This window comes from Salibacterium halotolerans (assembly GCF_900115625.1).
Classification (GTDB): domain Bacteria; phylum Bacillota; class Bacilli; order Bacillales; family Marinococcaceae; genus Salibacterium; species Salibacterium halotolerans.
Window position 1 is genome coordinate 43,485 of record NZ_FOXD01000008.1, and the last position, 22,922, is coordinate 66,406.

The following is a 22,922-nucleotide window of genomic DNA, read 5'->3' on the forward strand; positions in this document are numbered from 1 at the left end:
GGAGGGACGAAACGAATGAAAAACCAAATGTGGCGAAATGATTTACTGGCCGGCATGTTCTTACTTCCCTTTTTTCTTATTTACGTTGTTTTTACAATATTCCCAATATTCAAAGGTCTGCAAATGAGTTTCTACGACTGGTCGTTGATTGAACAGGGGGCGTTTGCCGGGTTTTCGCAGTATACGGCATTGTTTACCGATCCGGGTTTCTGGCAGTCGCTTTGGAATACGACATTGTTTGTGATTCTCTCCACCCCGGGCATGATTATTCTGGCTCTGGTACTGGCGCTCTTGGCCAATATCAATGCCGGTCCGAAACTCCGGACGTTTCTGAGGGGATCCTACTTCATTCCAAGTATTCTATCGGTGTCGGTTATTTCCTATATCGCTATCTTTATGCTGCAGCCGTACAGCGGTATCGTAAATAACATGCTGAATACGTTTGGGTACGAAGGGCAGGTCTATTGGTTGGCCAATCCGGCGCTGGCGTGGCTGAGCATTGTCGGGGTCACCTTGTGGTGGACGGTCGGCTTTAATTTTATCCTGTTTTTGACCTCGCTGCAGAACATACCGGATATGTTTTATGAAGCAGCTGAAATCGATGGGGCAACGCGCTGGCAAATGTTCAAAAATATAACGCTGCCGCAGTTGATCCCGATTTCCCGGGTTATATTCCTGCTGCAGGTGCTTGCTTCCTTCAAAGTGTTCGCGCAAATTCTTTTGATTACTGACGGCGGTCCGGGAAAGTCGACGCGTCCATTGATCCAGTATATTTATGAAATGGGCTTTGAACAATACGATCTGGGTTACGCGGCCGCTATGTCTTACGTGCTGTTCTTTATTCTGCTGATCTTTTCGGTCATTCAAATCCGCAGCGGCGGACAGGGCCGTATGATTTAAAAAGGGAGGGGTAACAAAATGAGTCAATCCGGGAATACACTGCTGCAACGGAATCGGGATCCGTATCTTCGTATCAAAATTCTAATCGGCATTGTGCTGTCTGGTGTCTTTTTATTTCCCATCATCTGGATGATTTTCGTATCCGTGAAACCGGAAGACATGTCGATCACCGATCCGCTCAACTGGTTTCTGCCGCCGTATACCTTGTCCAACTACGCCTCCGTCATGGCCGAAAGCGACGTGCTGCTCTGGCTGTTTAACAGCGCGTTTGTCGGCTTTGCCACGACGATCATTACATTGATTGTAACGTCCCTTGCCGCTTTTGCGATTTCAAAAATTAAATTCCGCTTCCGACGCTCCATCTTTCTGTTTTTTCTGGCCGGGATGATGGTGCCGGGCGAGGCAACGATTATTCCGTTGTTTGAAATAGTGAAAAGCATGAATCTGCTTGATTCCTACACGGCGCTTATTCTGCCGATGACCGCCTCTCCCATCGGGGTAATTATTCTCAAAAGTTTCTTTGACGGCGTGCCGGATGAGTTGATGGAAAGCGCGAAGATCGATGGGTGCTCGCACTGGCGCCTGTACTGGAATATTGTACTGCCGCTTGCCAAACCGGCCTTGGGCGCTATTGCGATCTTTACGTTCATCGGATCGTGGAATAACTTTCTATGGCCCTTTCTCGCTATTGTGTCGGAAGAATTGTATACGCTTCCCATAGGCATTCCATCGTTTAACTCCACGTACTCGACAACTTACATGCTGCCGATGACCGTGAACGCCATCGCGTCGCTGCCGGTTATCATCGCCTTTCTCATTTTTGAAAAACAGATTGTCAAAGGGGTCAGTTTCACCGGCATAAAAGGGTAAAAAAACGTCCGAAAGCGTGATGCTTTCGGACGTCTTCACGAATATCTATATTGCACCTGGTAATCGATCTGCTGCATTAGTCGATGAACATACGGTGTTCAAGCATTTTTTTGGCTTTGCGTTCCTGAGATTCATAAATGGAATTGAGGACACTTTTAAATACGCGCTTCATTTTGCGTTCCCCCTATCGCTTAAGTTCTATCTGCATCATACTCCCGGAGGTGCAAACAGACAACGTCGTGAAAATTCCATGAAAACGACAACATTTCCTATGAAAGCGTGTGAAAAAGCGTTTTATCTCTTTATTCCTCCTTTTTTCTTCGATTTTGATGGTCATCCGATATGTGTGAAAAGTCATTCATTTCCAACAGAAAAGGAGAGCGTTGTTCTACGCGTCTTTGATGTGTGTTATGGTGCACGTGCTGCCTGGTGAGAGGGAAGGCGGGGAGGAGCAGGCTGGTGCTTACAAGCGGAATGTGTCTGTTTACATGCGGAAGTCTGCCATTTACATGCCAAAGAACAGGAAATACAGTCCAAGCCGCATGGTACCGGCCGAATAAGGTTCGTTACATGCCGAATCCGGTTATTTACATGCCGAACAGACGCGTTTACATGCTCAAAAGCCGCAGCAGAGTCCCGCGGCACAAAAAAAGCCCGGACGATTTCTGCATAGAAAGCGTCCGGGTATCATCGATGTAAGAGTGATTCTTTCTTAGTTACCGCGCCGTTTTACCGGAAGAGTACAACATATGTCAGTTTCATCATCGCCAGCATGCCGGGATTTCTGTATCTGTTCACGTTGTTCCCTCCTCGTCTGTGATTGTGTTTAGTGTCGCATATAATATGCGCTCCATCTACATATTTGTGAGGAAACATTACATCATTATTTTCCAGACCGGTGCTGGATAGTGGTTGGGAGCTGCGGTAGAATGGGAGGAAGAAAAAGGAGGGACGATCCATGGCAGAGGAAAAGCGTCCGGATCAAAAGCAGGAGAAGATGAAGGAGCAGGAGCGGCGTCATCATGCGGCGGGAAATGCAAGAGACGGATATCACCGCGCCGAGGCGGGGGATCCGTCCGATTTGATCCGCGGTCTCGGGTGGAAAGGATTTCTGATTCTGATTGTAGGGCTGTTTGCGGCATACGTGGTGTACGCCCTGTTCATCCGCGGATGAAACGCGGCGCCCCACATAAAACAAAGTGTCCTATCCCATACTAAGCAAAAACACAGAAAGGATACAAAAAGCATGAATGTTGATGTCATCTGGGAATCAGTACTCCTTGTAGCAGCCGGTATTCTTATTCTTCGGATAGCGGGGCGGAAGTCGATTTCGCAAATGTCGCTTGCGCAAACCGTCGTGATGATTTCCATAGGCTCAATTATTATCCAGCCGATTATTGAGGACAGCTTATGGAATACGACCGTGGCCACACTTGTGTTTGTACTGATGCTCGTGTTCATTGAATACCTGCAGTTGAAGTTCAACCGCGTCGAACGATTCGTAACCGGCAAAGCGAAAGTGATCATCGAAAACGGAGTGCCGCAGTACGAGACTTTGTCGAAGATGCGCTTTACGGTGGATTCGCTCGAGATGCGGCTGCGCCAGCAGGGGATAGCAAAGATTGCTGATGTGAAGACAGCGACACTTGAGCCGAACGGCCAGCTTGGATATGAGCTGATCGATGACGCCAAGCCTTTGACGGTGGGGCAGTTCAAAGAAATGATGGCCGGACGCATCGTGATGCCGCGTGAATCCGGTGGGGAACCAGATGTGTTCGAGGAAGTAAAAAAGGACCGCCATCAGCTGCCCAATGCAGAAAATCTGCGGTGACAGCGGGAACGGCGATGTAACGTTTGGACATATCAGCGGCTGGCGCGGGGATATCGGCGGCATCCAGGCCGGTATCAGCGGAAGACAGGATTTTATCGGCTAAGACCTGCGAACAAGCGCAGCCATACTTGAACAGAAAAAAGAGGCGGTCGATGCGGACCGCCTCCTTTCATTTACCCGTTATTCTTTTCTTTCATTTTCGCTTTCATCTGGGCGAGTTCATCATCGACGTCGTTTTTGTCGAGGGCGTCGAGCTCATCATCGAGAGAGTTGCCGGAGTCACGCATTTCCTTGCTCGTTTCGGCGCGGGCTTCGAGTTCATCCACTTTTTCCGACATGCGGTCAAACCCGGCGGAGGCATTATCCGAACCGAAGCCGGACATCGACTCGTTGATTTGCTGCTGGGCTTTGGCGGAGCTGGCCCGCGCTTTCAGCGTTTCTTTTTTCGCCTTCATTTTTTCATATTCATTCTTCATGTCATCCAGCTGATCGCGGAGCTCGCGGCTGGACTGCTTGGCATTCTCGTGCGTAGGGGTGAGCTCATCGACCTTTTCCTGATGTTTATTCTTATCCTCAAGCGCCCGCCGCGCCAGATCTTCGTCTTCTTTTTCCAGTGCTTTCTCCGCCTGCTGCCGGCGTTTGTCCCGCATTTCGACCGCGTCATCAAGCTGCTTCTTGAATTTCTTTTCAATGCTGATCTGCTGAGCGACATTGGTCTCGGCATCTTTCATATCTTTTTCCATGTCGAGTAAATATTGATCGAGGAGCTTTTCCGGATCTTCCGCCCGGTCCAGCAGAGCGTTCATATTGGATAGGGTGACGTCTTTCAGCCGTTTGAAAATACTCATGGGATCCCTCCTGCATACTTGAAATTCATTGCACAATCGTTTTCTTCTTCCATTATACTCGACTTTCCTTCTTTTTTAAAACAAAATCCTGTGGAGCAAAATATACCTATATCCTTTTCAATTCATGGAAAGTCCCGTAAAATAAGAGACGTTCTCATGAATAAAAATGGAAGTGAAACGTTCACTGTCCCGCAGCCGTACAGTGATGTATGATCGACGTCATCCTGCGGATGAAAGGAGGTAAGACGTTGCGAAAAAAGGTATTCATCGTTTTGACTGCGCTGGTGTTTCTGCTTACGGGCTGCTTATCCGGGGGAGGAGTTGTGTCTCAGCATTATGAGCTCGAAAACGTGATGGAAGATGAGGCGGGAAATGAATCACATGTCTACACGGCAGGAAACACATCGGTACCTCAAGCGGCCGCGACCATTCAGGAAGACAGCGAACCAGTGGAAGTGTCGGCTGAAGATGAAGAACGGATGTTTCTCGTGTATGACGACCGTACTATCCAGGTGATGCAGGACCCGGAGAATCCCGGAGATTCGCTTGTGGAAGTGTCCGAACAGGAATTTGTGGAAAACAACTACAGCCCGTCTATGCTCGAAACGTATGCCATGTTCCGGATCATGTCGGATCTGTACAACATGGGGGCCCGGACCCGCGACAAGCAGTATGAAGGGTACGTCGGCACAAATGGAAACTATCACCGCGATCCATCCACACGGGGATCCAACCGGTCAGGATCTGTGACGTCCTCAGGAACCCGCGGCGGAGGTTTCGGCTTCGGCAAATAATCAGGATTACATAAGATAAGGAGGAATACAGGTGGCTATGTCGGTATTTTGGGAATCTATATTATGGTTTGTTGTTGTAATGGCTGTCATTTTTATCGCAGCCTTTCTATTTGAAAAGGTGACCAAATTCAAGGACCGGGAAGAAATCAAGGCCGGCAACGTGTCGGTGGCACTGTCGCTTGCCGGTAAGATCTACGCGCTCGGCTACATCATGAAAATTTCCGCGGAGAACGCCTATAATCTCGGAGAAGCGCTGGCCTGGGGGCTCATCGGATTTGTCCTTTTGATTGCCGGGTACTTCCTGTTTGAGTTTTTGACACCGTCTTTTAAAGTGGATGATGAGCTTGCCAAAGACAATAAAGCGGTAGGGATCATGTCGCTTGCGATTTCTGTAGTGATTGCCCATGCCGTAGCGATTGCGATTATTTAAAAGGGGCGCGCAGGCGTCCTTTTCTTTTGGGAAAAGAGGGATCAGACCTTGCTGCAGCAGTGGAAAAAACCAACCAATCTTTTGTATATTTCATCCTTTGTCGTGTCGGTGTGCGGTATTATCTATCAAATGATGCTTGGGGCGGCCGGTTCCTATTTAATGGGAAGTTCGATTCTTTCTTACGCCATTGCGGTTGGAGGAAGCCTTTCCGGGATGGGAGTGGGCTCGATGCTGTCGGAATATCTGCGGCGGCACCTTGTGAACCGTATCATCGGAATTGAATACATGATCGGCCCGGTCGGCGCGTCGTCCACCTTGTTCATCTATATGATGTTCTCCACCGTCGGCAGTGATACAGCGTCCGTGTTTTTCTGTCTGTTTATCTTTTTCCTCGGCTGTCTGACCGGCATGGAACTTCCGATTTTGATGCGGGAAGCGGAAAGACGCGGGGATGAATTGAAAAAAAGCGCGGCCCGTACGCTGTTCAGCGATTACGCCGGATCACTTATTGGGACGCTCGGTTTTGCGCTGCTCTTAAGCCCGTGGCTTGGTTTTATCCAGACAGCATTTTTTGTCGGTATTATTAATGTCGCGGTCGCGTTCTGGCTGACATTCGCGTTTAAAAAAGAGATTCATAAGCCAAGGCGCGCCCAGGTCATCGGAGGGGTGCTTCTCGTACTGCTTGGCTTCGGATTTGTGTTCGGCAACAGCTACGCACAGGTGCTGGAGCAGCAGTTGTATCAGAGTCCGGTCGTCATCAATGAAGAAACGCGCTACCAGCGGATCATCGGTACGCAGGCGCCCGGGGATTTCCGCCTGTACCTGAACGGCAACCTGCAGTTCGCGGAATCCGATGAACACCGGTACCATGAAACCCTTGTCCATCCAGGGATGGGGCTACTTCAGCAGAAAAGACAGGAAAACGGCGGGCTGGATGTGCTTATTCTCGGAGGAGGCGACGGGCTCGCGGTACGGGAGCTTTTGACTTATGATGCCGTGGAGTCCATCAAGCTTGTGGATCTCGATCCGAAAGTGACCGAGCTCGCGCGCAACAACCACCACTTGACCGATATCAATGAGCATTCGCTCGAAGATGAACGCGTCTCGATTGTGCACGGCGATGCTTTTAATTACTTAAAAGAAGACAACACAACCTATGACTATATTTTGTCAGACCTCCCCGACCCGAATACGCTCGAGCTGAACAAGCTCTACACGAGGGAAATGTATGGCTTGATGTATGAACGGCTCGCCCCGCACGGCGTCGCGGTCGTGCAGTCGACGAGTCCCGTTTTCTCAAGAAAAGCATACTGGACCATTTCCGAAACGATCGAAGGCGCCGGTTTCTTCGTCGACAACCTGCACATCAATGTGCCGTCGTTCGGCAATTGGGGATTCACGATGGCAGCCAAACAGCCGTTTGACCCCGCTGATGTGTCGATACCCGGCGCGGCGCACACCGAATATCTGCAGGAAGGAATGCTCCCTGGATTGTTCACGTTCGGCAAAGATGAAAACGCGGAAATTGAAGGGTTCAGCTACCAGGAAAACACCATCAACCAGCCTATTTTGACGAAGCTGTACAACGACGCATGGAGATACTACTGATCTCCGTGCTTTTTTGTGGGGTAGTTGGAGTGGAGGAGGGGAAGGGGCAGTGCTTTGGAGGGTTTGGACACTAAACTGCTGACTGCTGCTGTTAGTGTCCACGTATTTTTGCCGGGGGACATTACCTGCATTATCCAGCCCCTTAGTGTCCACGGACCGGCAGGGAAGGGACACTAATTGCTTAAGTGCATCGAGTAGTGTCCATGAAGACATAGACCTGAGTGGTGTGGAAGGAGAGTAGTACGCTTATTACCCATCAGCTTTTCCTATTCTTTTCAAAGCAGCGCCGCTCTCAGAGTCTCCGGTAATTTCAAAGGAGTATTCCTTGTTCTCTTCCAATTCCAGCACTCTGGTTTTCAATGGAATGCGGTGTTGGTCTTTGTTTAGTAATGCAATGTGGAATGCTGTTTGGCCCTCCAAATTGAAATCTGTCTGATCTATATATTCTTTACGCAGTATTTGCCTTTTTCGATAGGGGAGCCATCGGCGTTTTGTGTTCCACCTGAGATATCCCTGGTACTGATTCTTATGGAGTGAAACGTAAAATCAGCATTATTTTTGAAACGCAGCATCATCGTATTTTCCTCCGGTCCTGCGGGCTTATCCTGACAGGCCGTCAAAACAGCAGCGAACAGCGTAAAAATGGATAAAATCAGCCATCCTTTCATGCGCTTCTCCTACATCCTTTCCCATACAGCTTATTCATCCGTGTCATGGTCCTCCCGGTATTCAAGAATATCTCCGGGCTGGCAGTCCAAAGCCTTACAAATGGCATCCAGCGTGGATAATCGTATCGCTTTTGCCTTTCCATTTTTCAAAATGGAGAGGTTAGCCATTGTGATTCCAACGCTTTCGGATAGTTCGGTCACACTCATTTTTCGTTTTGCCAGCATTACATCAATATGGACGATCACCGCCATACTCTCACCTCAGACTGTTAAATCATTCTCCCATTTGATATCCAACGCACTTTTTAATAATTTCTGAAGAACCGCCGTGAACACCGCAATGACAATAGAAGTAAAAATAACAGCAAAACCGATCAGTGCTATTCCCGGATGCAGAGCGTTTTGTGAAAAAAGGTAGATGCTGCCGGCGGCGTACAGCAGACTGATGGTAACTGCACAATATTTTATCCATTTCAAAGCCTCTACAGACAACTCCGAGAAAGCCTGGCTGCGGCCGATGTAGTTTAACAGATTCAACGCCTGATATAGAGCAAAATAAAATGGAATGACGGTGGCATACACCCCGATTAAGACGGGATATTTCAGATAAGCAAACGCTGGAAACCCTTCTGCCGTTGTATCTGCCATCCATGGCAGCCAGAATATGCACAAAACAAGTACCGTCAACCCGAGAAGAAAAACAGCTGTTCTTAAAAAGAGTGTCGTTCCCCGACCCATCCAAAGCACCTCACTTATGTCTCGATACTGGTATAATAATACAGTATTTATTGTTTTGCAATAAATTTTTATTGTTTTTCTTAGATTTTATTCAGGGGGAAGGGGCAGTGCTTTGTTTGGACACTAAACTGCTGACTGCTGCTGTTAGTATCCATGGAAGCTTTGCCCGTGGATACTACGATTTTATTCCGGTGGGTTAGTGTTCACGTATGTTTGCTGGGGGACACTATCGCCGGAAGCAGGCCTCGTAGTGTCCACGGACCGGCAGGGAAGGGACACTAATTGCTTAAATGCATCGAGTAGTGTCCGCACCCTGTTGGAAAGCTTCTACGGACGGTTTTTATATAAAAAACTCCCGACTATCAAAATGATAATCGGGAGTATGCTTTATTTTATGTGTTGATACGTATCGTGGCTGCAGATGACGGCGAGCTGGGTGCCGGGTGGGATGGTGTTGTCCCAGCCGTCTGTGATAAACGCGGTGTCGTTTGCGATGAGAATCGCGCCTTGCTTCTCCAGTGCGTCGCGGGCACCGCGATAGGTGGTCCAGCTGCTCTTCGGCGTGATCAGATGCAGGTCGTCACCGTACTGCTTGCTTAAGAGCTGCATGAAGAACGTGCTCGATCCGTGGTACTCCATGGATTTCGCGATGAGGTTGGACACGGACTGGTAGGACGGAATGCATTCATTCACGCCGGCGCGAGTGAACAGCGCTTCATGTTTGTCCGACAGCAGTTCGGCGATCGTGTAAATGGCAGTGCCGTGTTTTTCGCCGTATGCTTCAATGGTTGAGGCGATCAGATATGTTCTGCCGTCGGCAAGATCCAGGTCGTCTATGTCCTGGGGCGCGAAAATGCCGACCGTTCTGGCACCCAAAATATTTGCTTTTTCGAGGGTGCTTTCGTCGGTGGCACTGCCCCGGATAAAGTGGAACCGTTCATGCTGGTAGGGAGATTTTTCGAGATTTCGCTCGATGAGGACGACCTGTTTCTTTTCATTGGTGAGCATTTCTTCGACCGCACTCTCGGTTTTGCCGTCGGCCCAGCCGATGAACACGGCGTGATTCGAATCTTTAAAAGCCAATCGACCTTCCTCCTTCGCCTGTTTATAGTGCAGCGCGGAATCGAGTATTTTGGAGATAACAACCCCGATAACACCGATGCCGAGCGGAAAGACAAACAGCATCGTAAACCACTGGCCGGCTGTTGTGACCGGGGAGATGTCGCCGTACCCGACCGTGGTGGACGTTGTCATCACCCACCAGAGCGCGCTCATGACCGTGAATGTCTCCGGTTCAATCGCGAGGATGCCGAGCACCGAGACCGCGATGAAGAGCAGGGTGAATAAAAAGAGCGACACATTGCCGATGTTGATCACTTTTTCATAAATCTGTTTCAGGATGTACATTACGACACCCCTTCAGAATCGATGATGTCACCGGTTCCACGGTTCAGAAGGCGGCGCTGCATCCCGGACGGAGTGAGACAGGCTTTCAGATAAGCCACGGCTGCGCCGGAGTCAATCGTCGCGCCGCACGTGTAGCAGTCGATGCCGCAGAACCCTTTTTCCGGGTAGGTGTGAATGCTCATGTGGGATTCAGAGAGCATCGCAAGCACGGTCACGCCATGCGGGTCAAAGTGATGCGACTGGATGGAAAGAACGGTGGCCCCGGCCTTTGCCGCGGCTTCTTTTATGTAGGCCGTTAACTGGTGTTCATCATTCAGAAGTGAAAACGAACATCCCCAGAAATCGGCTATGTCATGCGTTCCTTCGGTTGTATACTCCATGGTACTCCCTCCGTTTTCCATAAATCGTCCGTTCTGTCTGTTTCTTATTTTATCATTCCCAGACGGTCTTATCTATTCATTTCAACCAAAACCCGGAATATGCTATACTGATGGAAAATAAAGGAGGACTTTGGATGGGAATTTTTAATAGAGTGAAAGACATGTTTCGGGCCCGGAATGTCGATGAGGAGAAAGGAACGGTCACCCGTTCGATTCAGACGCTGGAGCTTGAGGACATCGTGTCGTATGATCTGGAGGATTACATAGTAAAAGGGAAACTGGTATATGAAGACGGCGGCTTTGAATGGACGGTGTACCATCTGGCGGGCGAAACGGCGAACCGCTGGCTGTCGTTTGAGGAAGATGATGAATGGGTGATCGGCATGTATGATAAAACGAGTGTGCCAAAAGGAGAGCCCGGAAGCGGCCCGTTTGAATACGAAGGGACGACCTATCAGGTGAAAGAACACGGCACGGCCTCCATTAAGGAAGCCGAGGGACGTGTGGGAGCCTCCCCGGGGCAGACGGTGGAATACTGGGATCTGGTCGATAACGATACACAGGAAAAACAATTGTCCGTGGAAAAATGGGGCGGGAGCCTGGAAGCAAGCACCGGTCATGAGATCAGCGAAAAAGAAATCTCGATTATCGCCGGGACGTAGGGAGCCGCTCAGGAATCTGTTTCCCATTCCAGGTTGAAGCGGTTAATGATTTCTTCGGTGGGATTGTTTCCGATGAATGTATAGGATCGGCCATTCAACGTTATCCCGCGTGTACCGAAATCCATGGCACGATTCATGGACTGAAAATCTTCCTTCCAGGATAAGGATATTCGGTACATAAAGTTGTGGGGATAGTCCGTTCTGCGGAGAACGATGGTTTCTTGAGGTGCATCGGTCAATGTCCGGAGAACGCCTGCTTTTGATTCCGGTGTGTAAGAATAAGACATCTGATCCGGACCAGGGCCGAAGTAACGCTGGAGAGTGACGGTTTCCACCGGTCCGTTGACGTTCTCCAGCATTGCCGCTGCTGCGTCCTCGTATGTCGTATGTTCCCAGCGGTCGAAAGCAAACATGCCGGCAACCAGCGCGATAGTGGCGGCGGCAAGCGCGCGGCGGTTGTTAAAAATCGTGCGGGCCTGAAGCGGTTCCGGCGCGTCTGTGGTGACGTACGTCCCGGCGGCGAAATCATGCAGGGTGCGGCGGTCATCCCGCCAGATCATCATCACCGCGCTCACGATCAGCCCGACGCCAAGCGTGACCAGAACAATGAAAGTGATCCCGGTATACCGCAGCAGCATCGTGCCAAAACCGGCGCCTTCACGGTAGACACTTGCGATAGTCAAGCCGCATATCCATTTCCCAATCGTCCGCCCCCTCCAGATGGATGGGATGATGATCCAGTACAGCGTCACAAGAACGGTGAGAAACGTGGAACTGGATACGAAAAAACCACCGTATAATATGTAAGCCAGTGTTCTCGTCAGCACAAAGATAATACTAATATCAATCAGAGCCGTATTGATGCGTGGAAAGACACCGGCCGGGTGAGATACGTGCATCACAGACACTCCTTCTATTCGTCTAAAAATACAATTTTTCTATGAAATTGGTTTTCATACTGAATTTTCCTCTTTATCTCTGATATGATTTTAGCACAGGCATTTTTGCCGCTACAAGATTCGAGAGAAAAGGAAGCAGGGATGAAATGTGATTTGGACGATTTGGCAGACGCTGACGCTCATTATTCTTGGTGTCTGCACCTATTTTAGTGTGCAGTTTATGATTCCTCCGCCTGAAACCGCCACGGGATCCTCCGGCCCGGTTCTTTCTGTATTTGACTCACTGCTCGCGGTAACCGTTCCGCTTACTGCGTTTTACTTTTTGATTTTATTCGAGCTGAATAAAGAAAATCACTTCTTTTACCGCAGTATTTGGAAGCGGGCGCCGTTTTTTATCGGCATAGTCGGAGCCTTGTCGCTTATCGCTTTATTTGTGTTGTTTTTTGCATTCAGCTGGATGCCCGCTTTCTGTGTGGTCATTCTATTGTATCAATATTTTCTGCTCATCTTTTTCCTGTGGGTATTCGCCGTTTTTTTCAACCGGATGAAACAAAACGATACTGTTACGAAGGCGGGGGAACAGGCCGCGACGTATTCAGTGTGGGGCATTCTCGTTATGTTCTTGCTGGCTTATTTTGCCGTCTCTCCCATTTGAGCCGCCTCGAAAATGAAACGGAAAGGAACGGAGCGCCGTAGAGAAAGGTGTTACATAGATAAATTGAAAAGGAGGTGAAAATCAATGCACTGGTACGTGAAAGTCTTGTCGAACTATGCCGTATTCCGCGGCCGGGCCAGACGGACGGAATACTGGATGTTTACGCTTATAAACTTTCTTATCGCCTTGATTCTAACTGGTATTGAATTAATGATGCAGATATCTTCTGTGCTTACCGGCATCTATGGTCTTGCTGTGGCTCTCCCGTCTCTGGCAGTAGTAGTCCGCCGTCTGCATGATTCCGGACGTTCGGGATGGTGGTTTTTAATCCAATTGATTCCGTTCATAGGCTCCATTGTTCTGTTGGTATTTATGTGCCTGGACAGCCAGGAAGGCACCAATGAGTACGGTCCGAATCCGAAAGAGGAACCAGAACATACGTAGAGAAGCAGCTGGTCTATGTATTAACATGTTGATGAATGTCAGCATGTTAATATCTGAAAAAGATTGATTATTCAGTTATTTTACGGTGTTTCCAAGCAGACAACCCTGTCCGCCTTGAACGCCGCTATCGATTCGGAAATCGGGAGAATCAATAGAGAAAGGAAGAGAATCAATAGGGAAAAACAGAGAATCGATAGCGAAAAGTTGAAAAAAGGCGAGAATCGATAGGGAACCGGGAGAATCAATACAGAAATCACCGGAATCGACAGAAAAAAACGCCCGGCCTGGTATCTACACAAAGATACCGAGCCAGACAGCGGTGACGATCGCGAGGAGAAGCAGCCATTTTTCCACTTTGGACACTTCTTCAGGGTCGTCGACGTTCATGTTCACAATGAGAAAAATCGCAGCGGCGGCGGAAGCGGCGGTGCCGAGTGCAGCGGGAAGGCGCTCGATGCCGAGCCAGAACGCGCAGGCGCCGGTGAGCACGTAGTAAACAACAGCCGGCAGCCGGGAAAAAGCAAAGCCGAACCGTTCCGCGGCCCACACGACAGACGTTTGCTTTTTCGGAACGGCGCGGGCGTCGGCGCGAACATCCGGAATATGGTGCACCATCACCCAGGCGATACAGATGAGCGCGTTCACAAGCGCATTTTGAAACGCCCATTGCGGCAGGGTTTCAAGCGCGAGCCACGGTCCGGCGAGACCGAGGAAAAAAAGGGACGGGAACGTGCTGATCCATTCGCCCGCCACCGGGTAATAACTCGTGCGGAGCGGCCGCAATGAATAAGAGACGGCCGCCCATACGCCGACGGCGAGCAGCACGCCAAGGCGGACAAAGCCGGTGACAAGAAGCGCCGCCGCAAGCAGAGCGAGCCCGGCGGCAAGGCTTTTTCCCGCCCGGCCGATGGTTTCCGCCGGAACGGCGCCGGTCTGGATGAGACGGCTCCCGCCGGAAAGAATGGCAGGGCTGTGTTCATCCGTGCCGGACAAATAATCCGTGTAATCATTCAACAGATGCGTCAGCACCCCGTGTATCAAAAAGGCGCTGAAAAGGAGCAGCAAAAAGAGTGCGCTCCACTGTCCACCGTCTATATCGCCGTACAGAGGAAGCATGGTGGATGTAATCGCCGCGACACTTGATGAGACAACGGCAATCCAGCGAAGCAGCACGATGCCGTTTTTTAAAGCGGTTCCAGCTTTGTTGATCATCACGAATCCATCCTTTCCTGCTTCTCTTTTTTCCCGAATGACCCTATCTGGAAACAAGTATGCATCGTTTTGGTGAAAATCATGCACAAGGGAAAAAGAAAGAGGTGTGGACGACCGCGGAAAGGGGAATAACCTTAGAGGACAGAACGCGAAATTGGTGGGACTTTCAAATGAAGGCTGAACATAAAGAAGACAAACGGCGTCGGCTCCGGGAGTGGCATCCGGAGAAAGAACGGCTGGCGCTGCAATGGATTGATCATTTTGCCGAACAGATGGACCGGCGTTTCGTGCAGGGTGCCCTGCACGTCTGCGACCTCGGCGAGAACATCGGCAATGAACTGAATAAAGAGCGGCCGGCGCTCATTATCTCGAACAACCGCATCAACGCAACGAGCGGAACGGTGCAGGTGCTGCCGCTCACCGGACAGGTGAAAACCGTAACGAAAAAGAACAAACACGGCCGCGACGTCGAGACGCCGGAGATCCGCACGCATTATGTGCTGTATCAAAACGACTATCCTTTTCTCGACAAAACGTCCGCCGTCAAAGCCGAAAACATCCGCTCGGTGAGCAAAAACCGGCTCGGCAGGCACCTCGGTGACATCGGGGAAAAGGACCTGCAGCGGATCAAATCACGCATGAAGTGGATGTTTGATATGTAGCCGCGCGCGGTGGTACAATAGGAATTGGTAAGACAATTCACGTTGTCCGCCGTCGTTGCGGGCCAATTCACACAACCGGGACACTGGGTTGTGAATCGGTTCAACCAAAGCCGGAGATGCGCTCTCCGGTTTTTTTTATGGGACATGACGATGTTGGTTTTGGCCCGTATTCGACACCGTTTCGCTTGTATTCGACATGATTTCGCTCGAATCTGACCTCGTTCCGCCCGCAATCGACACATTTTCGCTCGTGCCCGTTTTTATTAAAAAATGGTGAGAACCCGGCATGACAAAGTATGGTAAGATAAAAGAAAGATGGCTGGAGTGTCCGCGGAAAAAAATAGGGCGGGGGGATGAGAATACTGAATAAAATGCTGCTGCACGTGGAAGGAGCGGTTGTTCTGGGGATAAGTCTCTATCTTTATTCGCTGCACGGAAACAGCTGGGTGTTGTTTGCTCTTTTATTGTTAAGCCCGGATCTTGCGATGCTCGGGTACGCAGCCGGAAACAAAGCCGGCGCCGTCATTTACAATGTGTTTCACACGTACAGCCTGCCCCTTGTCCTGATAGCAGCCGGCATGCTGCTGGCCCAGCCGCTGCTCCCGGCCCTTGGTCTGATCTGGACTGCCCATATCGGCATGGACCGGGCTGTCGGCTACGGGCTGAAATACCCCGCCGGTTTTAAAAAATCGCATCTGAACAAAGTATAATAAAAGCCGGAAAGCGCGTCTCCGGCTTTTGAAGAAGTACTGTCTGTTTTTCCACATCCTATGCAGGGATTAAGCAGCGGCGGGTGCGGGGTTATCGATGAAGAAACGGTTCCATCTCTTGGGCATTCAAGTCCCGGGAACATAGTATCCATTTTGTCCAAATAACGATTCAAACGCTGTTCACCGCTTTTCCTTTTACCCTTCTATAACAACACGCTGATCAGAATCACCGCGCCGATGATAATGACAATTCCCGCAATGAGCCGCAGTACACATCCTACGCCGCGTTTGATAAGCGGAAATAAGAAGATAATCATGACAATAAGTATAATCAGCGTAAGAGGATCCATATCCATCCTATCCTTTCTTTTTTCGGCCTATGCTGTATTGTACCCCGATATCCGTTCGTTTTACCATAGTGCTTCCCTGTCGCTGCCAATGGACCGGATGGATGTGGTTTCCATCCGGCAAGGCTGGAAGGAACGAACTATTTGGAGTATACTGAATAAATAAGATGATGGGGAGGTTTTAATTTGAAAAAATTAGAGGGACGTGAAGCAGACATTTTTAAAGAAATGATCCAGGATGAAGCTTCTGTTCTGGAACTAGACGGAAAGAAGTTTAGAGTTGCTCTTATAGAGGAAGCTGCCACTTCAGTACAACATGACGTAGAAAAATATCCATTCTTAAAACATAAACTCCAGCACGCGAAAGATAATATCAGGAATGATGAAACATATTCCGGTAACGACGTTTGTGACATGATAAGAAAAGGCGAACTTTAAATGAAAATCAAATGGACGAAAACAGCTTTGGAGGGATTTCGACAAATAGGAAGTAAGTATTTCACATCAATGGAAACCAGTGAGTATAAAATAAAATTGGTAACTCAAATAGAAGAAAAAATATATCTGTTGGGGACCAGTATTCCTGCCGATTATTCAGACTGGGAAGGCACATATAAAATATTGGTTGACGAGTATATTGTGTACTATTCATTTTCGGATAATTTTGTTATTTGCTATATAGAATATTTTATGCACTCCAAGCAGAACAGGCAGTACGACCCTCCCCTGCAGGAACACGGCTCTTGGTATCAGACAGATACATGTGCCGTCACCGCGCATGAGCAGCGGGATTAAAAAGTTAATCCTCCCCATACGTATAATCAACGAAAGAGAATCCATCTTTGATTTTAAGTTTTCTCTCCTATCATACGCCGCCTTTTATCCTTTTTTACATACGAATCATCCGGATCAGCCCCGGACGGACGGGTACGTCGCCCTCGCCGATGCCCGGCAGAATACCGAAACCCTGCGCTCGTACCTGGCTGTGTAGGAGATGACGGACGTATAGGAGGCATGGGGCAGATTTCGCTCGAATCCGTCATTGTTTCGCCCGCAACCGACACTTTTTCGCTCGAAATCGACATGATTTCGCCCGAATGCTTCCTCCTTTCGCCTGCAAAACATCACGTATCCAGCATACGGCAACATCACCAGCGCCTAAGGCCCACATTGTTGACCGCGCAGTGAAAATGTGACGGTTAGCCGGTGACTACCCGTCACAATCCGGGGAAGCGCGCGAAAAAGTGTCCCTTAGAGCAGGTCTAATCATCACTTTTGGCAGGCATACAAGGGATTGTGTACCTTAGACACATCCAGCACCCAATCTGCGGTCTACGTAGCACGGCACCTCCATCCGGGGGTTCCTTTTTCATGTAAAATTATCATAACATAGGATTAGATTACAAAAAGGGGGGAGCATGCGTTACGTTTACATCGTTTCCTTTTTCTTCGCTCTGTGCTGGGCGGCATTAACGTCGTATTCCTGGTATTCGTATGTCAGCCGTACCTGGCAGGTGGCTCCTGCTGATTTCATCCTGTTGTCAGTCAGCATTGGTCTGATGGTGCTCGGTATGCCGGATACCATCCGAAAGGGCCGGGGCTGGAGTAAGGCACGTGCGCTGGTTACCCTGAGCCTTTCCCTGCTGATGTGTTTCGCGCTTACAGCTGAAATGCTTTTCACAAGTATGTTTTCCTTCCGGGAAGCAACGCACATCAAGACGGTCGAGTCCCCTGATGGCGCTTACGGGCTGGATATTTACAGCTGGGATGCCGGAGCCGCCGGATCGTTCGGCATCAGCGCGCACCAAAACGGACCGCTGTGGTTCACAAAGCCGGTGTATTCCGAAACCGATGCCCGGCAGGCTGAGGTACAGTGGCAGGAAGACGGTCATGTGGCGATCAATGGAAGCCGCCTGTTGCTTGGGGAGTAAGCTGTATCATGTTGTTGAACACTGCCGGAAAAAGGGGAACGCAGCACCGGATAAACGGTTCGTTCAAAATCGACTTGAAATGTTGTGATTATGTTTGAAACCGTTATTATTTCATATAATTTAACATATAATAAGCAGGAGCTTTCATACCAATGAATCATGCATCAGCACATTGTATGGAATCAGCTGTATGTCAGAGTAACACATATAGATTTACATAAAAAGGGGGGGTTTTGTGCACGACCCGGAAAACTTAATACGTCTTATTGAACTCTATAGAGAACAAAGGGGTAAAACAATCCCCCCTATATCTCCTCCACGAATAGGCCGGCCCGGCATCAAACGTAAACTCATAAAAGACCACTGCGGTTCAAGGTATATTGTCATAAATAAATAAGTAAAACCACGGCTTCCAACCGTGGTTTTACTTTTGCATGGTTCGTTTACGTTGTTTTCGATTAATCCTGGCGGCGTTCGTTGTTTTTGGTGGTTTAATGACGATTTCTTCATCGGCCGCCTCTTTATATTGTGCAATAACTTTTCTAGCCAAATTTACTCGTTTTTTTCTAGCTTCCATTTCTGTCTCATTTTGTTTAGATTGTTTGGGTTCAGGCATCATATCGCCTCCTATAGAAATTATACCATCAAATTATAACTTTAAAAAGTATCTTCAAAGGCTAAGACTAGATGTACATTATCCAGTACTATATCGGCATATTCTATTAACGCACGAATAGCTTCGACATCATAATCATCAAATTCATAGTCTGAATCAGAGAGAAAGCTTAGATACATTGGTGGGTTTTGTTCAAAACTAGAATGAGCAGCAGCAATTAATAAGGTTCTGTTTCCAATCATCCGGTTTTGAAATCCCACAGTAGTTTCTTTATTTTCCATAAAACTTAGTAATTGACGTTCTTGATGAGTAAGTTCTTCTTCGGTTTTTATGCTATAACTTAATTGAACATCAAAAGCCCGGGTGAAATACTCTTGATATCTTTGACACAATTCAATTAAAACCGAACGAAATGAGACGGATTCAACATTATTAAATTGTCCAACAATTTGTTTGTGATAACTTAAAATATCAGATAAATAGTGGACTTGTCCTATTTTCATGATGTTGTGCTGCCACGCCTCAAATTCTACTTCTACATTAAAAGCCTTCATACGTCTTGCATGTGTCATGGTGAGAGTAGTAATAACTAAAGAACCAATGAAAAAGATAATTAAAGAATAAACCACCGCAATGATAAAAGGACTCATAAGAACATTAGCTAATTCATTCTGCCCCTCGTAATTGGCTGAAAAATGATGATAAGTTATCCAGAATCCAATAACTGAGGATATAATAGTTAGGACCATACCAACAAAATATATTTCATTTTTGTTACTATAGACAGCATCCGATAAACTTTTAATGAAATTCTCTTTTTCCATTTTTTCTCTCCTGAATCTAAAATAGTTCATTGATTTGCGCTATAAAATGGAGTCCCATAACGTTGACGAATAGTTAAGATCGTGCTTCCTTCATAAAAGAATTGGCAGTGCGCTTCTTTGTAGGTGGGGCTTGGGGTGCCTGCTGAGTACATATTGATTATTACGGTTTGTTGGAATTTTTTTCTTCCTTCTATTCTATTATGAAAGTCCCGGTCCGTCTATGTATTTCTTTCCCAAACCGGAAATGCTAGCATGAAAATAAAAAATATGAAGAATGGGAGAGGAAGCTTCTTGAACAATCAGACAGAGAAGTTCTGGAACGAATATTGTGACAAGCATGGAGTGGACGCGAGTGAGGCGGTGGACGTTTTTTCGTTCGGAACGGCGGCTGATGAATTGGCGGATCTCGTGAAGCAGGGGAAGAAGACGGCGACCTGTTCGGTTTATGTGGAATACGAGTGGGAAGGGGAAGCGCTGCCGGAGAAAGGGGATCTCAGTATTGTTGTCGACGCCGCAGAGAATCCGGCTGCTGTCATCCAGGTAACCGACGTAACGACGATGCCGATGAATGAAGTCCCGGAGGTCTTTGCGCTCGCAGAAGGGGAAGGAGACTACCAGGACTGGTGGAACGCACATGAAACATTTTTCACGGAGCTTCTCGAAAGCTACGGCTCCACTTTCCGAAAAGATATGCTCGTTGTGTGTGAACGATTCAACGTGGTGTATGGCGGGTAGCAGCCTCTTTCTGGATGGAAGGCAGGCGCAACGTGTGCGCGTTAACCGATATTCGACGCAAAGGAGAAGAAAGCATGACTATCTCTAAAAAAGCACTTGTATTTTTTATATCAGCCTCATTTGCCGCTGGTGCTGTTCTCACCAACCTGAACAGCTTGCGTGGTATGAAATCTGCAGGTTGGGAAAAACTGAATCGAATGGAGATCGATCACGTGAAAGAAGAGTACCTGGAAGATAACTCTGACATTTTATCTTTTGAGTACCTTGACGGGGACATATACTTTCTGGAAACGGAAGAATCCCAGTACTTGGTCAAAATGACGAGAGGATTTGAAGATAACAAACAAGGTATTTATTATGAATATTATTCATTGCAGTCCTCGAGCGCATTTGTTAGTACAAGAACAGGGTTACTCAAGCTTCCATTTTGGAAATCCATTTATCCCGTTCCGGACACCTATCAAAAATCAATCGAAAAACAGGAAAGACCTTGAAGGGTATAGAAAAGCTTTCCTATTACGAGAAAATTATTCGTGCAAGAGAAACTGATACATAGGAGAGAGCGTGCATGAACACCATCGTGCAGATTGTCGTTGTTTTCCGGTGGCTACTGTTGCGGCGGGAATCTTTGGCCGCCTTCTCTTCAAAAACAATATCATCATGCCGGCTGTCGTTTTCGCTGCGGGTTTTGGAGGGAGGCTGCTCTGGTATAATGCTACCTTTCTGGTATGGGTGATCGTGTATACCCTGCTGGCTTTGCTGGCAGGATACCTTGTTGATCTTGTTATCAGGTTACGTTCATGGACGAATGCTGGAAAATAAAGAAGGACAAAAAGATGATAATGGATGTGGTCCGCATAAATGCGTTCCAATTTTATGGAGTTGATTTTGGGAATATGGGCTTATCCAACTATATTTCTCTATGGTAAGAATATAATTTCAGGATGATTTTGAGCTGTTCGATTTTCTTTCCACCACCCGTTCGAATAACCATTTGAAAAACGCTGCAAAACAGGAGATACCAATGATATCGATTATTGGCTGGTCAAATGATGCAAAGAGCATCTGCCATAAGGAAAGACCAGCAATCACGAAAAGAGCGGTTTATGAGTTTCAGGAGGGCAGGGTGCCAATGGTTATAGAGAATGATAATGACATGATGTCTTTTTCATCGAGCTTCTTGAAAACCGCGGCCTCATGTTTCAAAAGACATGCTGGTTGTCTGCGAGCGGTTTGAAGTGGTACATGCGGCTTAATCAGGAGCCAAAGCTGCACAATTTAATTGGAAAAGGGAAAATGTGACGGTTAGCCGGTGTCTACCCATCACATTTTTGCGTTGAAGGGGAAAAAGTGTACCTTAGAGTACGCCTAAACGGCACTTTGGGCAGGAAGAAAAGAAAAAGTGCACGCTTGAAACATCCGAAACTGATCCGTGGTTTTTTTGCTGCAAACATGCAGCATGCATCAAGGTATGATTTGTATGCCGAGCAGCATAAAAATACCCGCAAAAACAGCGCTGAAAGCAACGTTTAGAAGAGAAGCTTTGTAGTTGGCGCGGTTTTCAGCGTGACGCCACTCCATATAAACGGTCAGACCAACGATGGGAAGAATTACTAGCATCAGCGGAGCTGAGCCTGATACAGGATATACTTCACCAAATGTGAAGATGCAGAAAAAAGCGAAGACCAATAAAAAGTTGAGAATGATACCGGCTTGACGGTGAAAATCGTTGAAATAGGGATTGGAAAACCAAGTCGTTTTGTCCGCTTTCATCTTCCGTTGAATGATAGAAGAAATGAGTTTGTGTACAATAATGACACTTCCAATCATTAATAGGACAAGCAGCGATTCATTTCCCGTGATGACTTCCAAAGGTATAACACCCCTTTCCTGCCTGCAGATTTTGAAAGATACGGGTTTCTTATTTATGTAAAATTCTGATAAGGTTATCCTATCATAGAAAAAGTGGAACGGGAATGAGAGGGGAGGATAACGGTGGAGAAAAAATGGATCATCATAGATGCTGCTTTGATGGCAGCATTATTCGTACTTTTGCAGATAGCGGGTATCGATATACGCCGCTGGGTGATCATTGTGGTGGAATGGTCGACGAAGTTTATCCTGCCCTGGATTATTCTGTACTGGCTGATCCGGTGGGTGAAAAGCGTGGAAAAATAGAATACGTCAGCAGTCAATTATCGGGATCCGGGCGCATATAGCTGAAAGCACGGAATGTATCCGATACATACGACGAAGGGATGAACGAAGGATGCGAGACACGCTGTCATCAAGCTCGGGTTTTCGAATGACCGCGGCGGTACTTCTTCTCGTCTGGATTGTGCTTGGTTTTGTCGGTGCGAGGAGGCGGATGGCTCATGATCGTTTCAAGGAATACCTGGGCACCGAACTGGAAGGGTATGGTCCGGCTGCCGGCGCGGTGATCGGGTTGTCCCCCGGTTTTGTGCTGGCTGTGAACCTCGTCGCAGCGGCTGCCGTGTTCGCCGCGCTGCTCTGGATTACATCGGTGTTAAACCGCTCGACTTCACTCGTGGTGCATTACTTCTTTTCCATGTTCACCTTCATCTTTCTATTGATTACCGCCGTGATGTCTGGAACCGGCTTTGTGGAAAGCATGTTCTGGAGTTTCTGGACCTTTGCCGCCCATCACGCTTTATGGCTTCTGTTTGTTGTATATACGGTCTGGTTTTTATGGAAAAAAGTTAACACCCGGATCGTTTATTCCGGGTAAAA

General features: G+C 48.0%; 35 protein-coding genes. 22 read left to right on the plus strand and 13 right to left on the minus strand.

What is annotated here, in order from left to right; genetic code table 11:
• The first annotated feature begins 15 nt into the window (after nt 1-15).
• The 6 genes from BM124_RS08325 (at nt 16) to BM124_RS19505 (ending at nt 3,704) form a co-directional block, all read left to right on the plus strand.
• A complete protein-coding gene (locus tag BM124_RS08325) occupies nt 16-900 on the plus strand; it encodes a carbohydrate ABC transporter permease (protein ID WP_093336738.1) in 885 nt (294 codons plus the stop codon).
• Nucleotides 901-918: 18 nt separating this feature from the next.
• Nucleotides 919-1,770 carry a carbohydrate ABC transporter permease gene (locus BM124_RS08330; RefSeq protein ID WP_093336739.1) on the plus strand — a complete coding sequence of 284 codons (852 nt, stop codon included), beginning with the start codon at nt 919-921 and terminating at the stop codon, nt 1,768-1,770.
• Between the two features lie 401 nt (nt 1,771-2,171).
• Nucleotides 2,172-2,330 (plus strand): hypothetical protein, encoded by a 159-nt coding sequence (locus tag BM124_RS18900; protein ID WP_212634949.1) that lies wholly within the window; start codon nt 2,172-2,174, stop codon nt 2,328-2,330.
• Between the two features lie 398 nt (nt 2,331-2,728).
• Complete coding sequence (locus BM124_RS08345) at nt 2,729-2,944, plus strand: DUF6366 family protein (RefSeq protein ID WP_093336743.1); 216 nt, start codon at nt 2,729-2,731, stop codon at nt 2,942-2,944.
• Nucleotides 2,945-3,016: 72 nt separating this feature from the next.
• A complete protein-coding gene (locus BM124_RS08350) occupies nt 3,017-3,601 on the plus strand; it encodes a DUF421 domain-containing protein (RefSeq protein ID WP_093336745.1) in 585 nt (194 codons plus the stop codon).
• A complete protein-coding gene (locus BM124_RS19505; RefSeq protein WP_280139722.1) occupies nt 3,582-3,704 on the plus strand; it encodes a hypothetical protein in 123 nt (40 codons plus the stop codon). Before BM124_RS08350 ends, BM124_RS19505 begins: the two co-directional genes overlap by 20 nt.
• 70 nt (nt 3,705-3,774) lie before the next feature.
• Here BM124_RS19505 and BM124_RS08355 read toward each other — a convergent pair whose 3' ends face one another.
• Entirely contained in the window at nt 3,775-4,449 is a 675-nt protein-coding gene (locus BM124_RS08355; RefSeq protein WP_093336747.1) for a PspA/IM30 family protein, read from the minus strand.
• Between the two features lie 248 nt (nt 4,450-4,697).
• On the opposite strand from BM124_RS08355, the gene BM124_RS08360 reads away from it, so the two are divergent.
• From BM124_RS08360 to BM124_RS08370, 3 genes are read left to right on the plus strand one after another with little or no spacing between them, the layout of a single operon-like run.
• A complete protein-coding gene (locus BM124_RS08360; RefSeq protein WP_170841050.1) occupies nt 4,698-5,243 on the plus strand; it encodes a DUF4247 domain-containing protein in 546 nt (181 codons plus the stop codon).
• Between the two features lie 37 nt (nt 5,244-5,280).
• Nucleotides 5,281-5,673 (plus strand): DUF350 domain-containing protein, encoded by a 393-nt coding sequence (locus BM124_RS08365; protein WP_244504286.1) that lies wholly within the window; start codon nt 5,281-5,283, stop codon nt 5,671-5,673.
• 48 nt (nt 5,674-5,721) lie between these two features.
• On the plus strand, nt 5,722-7,281 hold the full coding sequence (locus BM124_RS08370) for a polyamine aminopropyltransferase (protein WP_244504282.1): 1,560 nt from the start codon (nt 5,722-5,724) through the stop codon (nt 7,279-7,281).
• Nucleotides 7,282-7,530: 249 nt separating this feature from the next.
• Here the strand turns inward: BM124_RS08370 and BM124_RS18905 are convergent, their stop codons facing one another.
• From BM124_RS18905 to speD, 6 genes are all read right to left on the minus strand, one after another.
• A complete protein-coding gene (locus BM124_RS18905; RefSeq protein ID WP_170841051.1) occupies nt 7,531-7,701 on the minus strand; it encodes a hypothetical protein in 171 nt (56 codons plus the stop codon).
• 17 nt (nt 7,702-7,718) lie between these two features.
• The gene (locus tag BM124_RS08375; protein WP_093336752.1) at nt 7,719-7,949 is read right to left on the minus strand and encodes a hypothetical protein; all 231 of its coding nucleotides are present in this window, start codon (nt 7,947-7,949) and stop codon (nt 7,719-7,721) included.
• Nucleotides 7,950-7,979: 30 nt separating this feature from the next.
• Nucleotides 7,980-8,201, minus strand: a complete 222-nt coding sequence (locus BM124_RS08380) for a helix-turn-helix domain-containing protein (protein WP_093336754.1) — start codon at nt 8,199-8,201, stop codon at nt 7,980-7,982.
• A gap of 9 nt (nt 8,202-8,210) precedes the next feature.
• Nucleotides 8,211-8,687 (minus strand): DUF2975 domain-containing protein, encoded by a 477-nt coding sequence (locus BM124_RS08385; protein ID WP_093336755.1) that lies wholly within the window; start codon nt 8,685-8,687, stop codon nt 8,211-8,213.
• A 387-nt stretch (nt 8,688-9,074) separates the two neighbouring features.
• On the minus strand, nt 9,075-10,094 hold the full coding sequence (locus BM124_RS08390; protein ID WP_093336757.1) for a potassium channel family protein: 1,020 nt from the start codon (nt 10,092-10,094) through the stop codon (nt 9,075-9,077).
• The gene (speD, locus tag BM124_RS08395; protein ID WP_093336759.1) at nt 10,094-10,474 is read right to left on the minus strand and encodes an adenosylmethionine decarboxylase; all 381 of its coding nucleotides are present in this window, start codon (nt 10,472-10,474) and stop codon (nt 10,094-10,096) included. The genes BM124_RS08390 and speD overlap by 1 nt, the downstream gene beginning before the upstream one ends.
• 134 nt (nt 10,475-10,608) lie before the next feature.
• Here speD and BM124_RS08400 point away from each other — a divergent pair, with 134 nt between their 5' ends.
• Complete coding sequence (locus tag BM124_RS08400; protein ID WP_170841052.1) at nt 10,609-11,136, plus strand: DUF4178 domain-containing protein; 528 nt, start codon at nt 10,609-10,611, stop codon at nt 11,134-11,136.
• An 8-nt stretch (nt 11,137-11,144) separates the two neighbouring features.
• Here the strand turns inward: BM124_RS08400 and BM124_RS08405 are convergent, their stop codons facing one another.
• Nucleotides 11,145-12,035, minus strand: coding sequence for an RDD family protein (locus BM124_RS08405; RefSeq protein WP_093336763.1), 891 nt, complete (start codon nt 12,033-12,035; stop codon nt 11,145-11,147).
• A gap of 148 nt (nt 12,036-12,183) precedes the next feature.
• Between BM124_RS08405 and BM124_RS08410 the strand changes: the two genes are divergently transcribed.
• Together BM124_RS08410 and BM124_RS08415 are read left to right on the plus strand one after the other, a co-directional pair.
• On the plus strand, nt 12,184-12,690 hold the full coding sequence (locus BM124_RS08410) for a hypothetical protein (RefSeq protein ID WP_093336765.1): 507 nt from the start codon (nt 12,184-12,186) through the stop codon (nt 12,688-12,690).
• Between the two features lie 84 nt (nt 12,691-12,774).
• Nucleotides 12,775-13,134, plus strand: coding sequence for a DUF805 domain-containing protein (locus tag BM124_RS08415; protein ID WP_093336767.1), 360 nt, complete (start codon nt 12,775-12,777; stop codon nt 13,132-13,134).
• 291 nt (nt 13,135-13,425) lie between these two features.
• On the opposite strand, the gene BM124_RS08420 is transcribed toward BM124_RS08415, so the two are convergent.
• Nucleotides 13,426-14,346 (minus strand): prenyltransferase, encoded by a 921-nt coding sequence (locus tag BM124_RS08420; RefSeq protein WP_093336769.1) that lies wholly within the window; start codon nt 14,344-14,346, stop codon nt 13,426-13,428.
• 170 nt (nt 14,347-14,516) lie between these two features.
• On the opposite strand from BM124_RS08420, the gene BM124_RS08425 reads away from it, so the two are divergent.
• Nucleotides 14,517-15,008, plus strand: a complete 492-nt coding sequence (locus tag BM124_RS08425) for a type II toxin-antitoxin system PemK/MazF family toxin (protein WP_170841053.1) — start codon at nt 14,517-14,519, stop codon at nt 15,006-15,008.
• 353 nt (nt 15,009-15,361) lie between these two features.
• Nucleotides 15,362-15,718: a DUF4260 domain-containing protein gene (locus tag BM124_RS08430; protein WP_342028614.1), complete on the plus strand. Its 357-nt coding sequence runs from the start codon at nt 15,362-15,364 to the stop codon at nt 15,716-15,718.
• Between the two features lie 203 nt (nt 15,719-15,921).
• Here BM124_RS08430 and BM124_RS18910 read toward each other — a convergent pair whose 3' ends face one another.
• Nucleotides 15,922-16,068 carry a hypothetical protein gene (locus BM124_RS18910; RefSeq protein ID WP_170841054.1) on the minus strand — a complete coding sequence of 49 codons (147 nt, stop codon included), beginning with the start codon at nt 16,066-16,068 and terminating at the stop codon, nt 15,922-15,924.
• 183 nt (nt 16,069-16,251) lie between these two features.
• Here BM124_RS18910 and BM124_RS08435 point away from each other — a divergent pair, with 183 nt between their 5' ends.
• The 3 genes from BM124_RS08435 to BM124_RS08445 all read left to right on the plus strand — a co-directional run bounded on the left by BM124_RS08435 (nt 16,252) and on the right by BM124_RS08445 (nt 17,996).
• Nucleotides 16,252-16,503 (plus strand): hypothetical protein, encoded by a 252-nt coding sequence (locus BM124_RS08435; protein ID WP_093336773.1) that lies wholly within the window; start codon nt 16,252-16,254, stop codon nt 16,501-16,503.
• Entirely contained in the window at nt 16,504-16,860 is a 357-nt protein-coding gene (locus BM124_RS08440) for a hypothetical protein (RefSeq protein ID WP_093336775.1), read from the plus strand. It abuts the gene before it with no gap.
• 623 nt (nt 16,861-17,483) lie between these two features.
• Nucleotides 17,484-17,996, plus strand: a complete 513-nt coding sequence (locus BM124_RS08445) for a DUF5412 family protein (RefSeq protein ID WP_093336777.1) — start codon at nt 17,484-17,486, stop codon at nt 17,994-17,996.
• A gap of 424 nt (nt 17,997-18,420) precedes the next feature.
• On the opposite strand, the gene BM124_RS08450 is transcribed toward BM124_RS08445, so the two are convergent.
• A complete protein-coding gene (locus BM124_RS08450) occupies nt 18,421-18,612 on the minus strand; it encodes a hypothetical protein (protein ID WP_093336779.1) in 192 nt (63 codons plus the stop codon).
• Nucleotides 18,613-18,653: 41 nt separating this feature from the next.
• Nucleotides 18,654-19,436 (minus strand): hypothetical protein, encoded by a 783-nt coding sequence (locus BM124_RS08455; protein WP_093336781.1) that lies wholly within the window; start codon nt 19,434-19,436, stop codon nt 18,654-18,656.
• 291 nt (nt 19,437-19,727) lie between these two features.
• Between BM124_RS08455 and BM124_RS08460 the strand changes: the two genes are divergently transcribed.
• The 3 genes from BM124_RS08460 (at nt 19,728) to BM124_RS08470 (ending at nt 20,993) form a co-directional block, all read left to right on the plus strand.
• Entirely contained in the window at nt 19,728-20,171 is a 444-nt protein-coding gene (locus BM124_RS08460; protein ID WP_093336914.1) for an ASCH domain-containing protein, read from the plus strand.
• A 74-nt stretch (nt 20,172-20,245) separates the two neighbouring features.
• Entirely contained in the window at nt 20,246-20,665 is a 420-nt protein-coding gene (locus BM124_RS08465) for a hypothetical protein (protein WP_093336783.1), read from the plus strand.
• Nucleotides 20,666-20,774: 109 nt separating this feature from the next.
• On the plus strand, nt 20,775-20,993 hold the full coding sequence (locus tag BM124_RS08470) for a DUF2651 family protein (protein ID WP_170841055.1): 219 nt from the start codon (nt 20,775-20,777) through the stop codon (nt 20,991-20,993).
• A 642-nt stretch (nt 20,994-21,635) separates the two neighbouring features.
• On the opposite strand, the gene BM124_RS08480 is transcribed toward BM124_RS08470, so the two are convergent.
• Nucleotides 21,636-22,043 carry a DUF4181 domain-containing protein gene (locus tag BM124_RS08480; protein ID WP_093336788.1) on the minus strand — a complete coding sequence of 136 codons (408 nt, stop codon included), beginning with the start codon at nt 22,041-22,043 and terminating at the stop codon, nt 21,636-21,638.
• A gap of 123 nt (nt 22,044-22,166) precedes the next feature.
• On the opposite strand from BM124_RS08480, the gene BM124_RS08485 reads away from it, so the two are divergent.
• Both BM124_RS08485 and BM124_RS08490 read left to right on the plus strand, forming a co-directional pair.
• The gene (locus tag BM124_RS08485; protein ID WP_093336790.1) at nt 22,167-22,349 is read left to right on the plus strand and encodes a hypothetical protein; all 183 of its coding nucleotides are present in this window, start codon (nt 22,167-22,169) and stop codon (nt 22,347-22,349) included.
• A 91-nt stretch (nt 22,350-22,440) separates the two neighbouring features.
• The gene (locus BM124_RS08490) at nt 22,441-22,920 is read left to right on the plus strand and encodes a hypothetical protein (RefSeq protein ID WP_139217096.1); all 480 of its coding nucleotides are present in this window, start codon (nt 22,441-22,443) and stop codon (nt 22,918-22,920) included.
• Nucleotides 22,921-22,922: the final 2 nt, after the last annotated feature.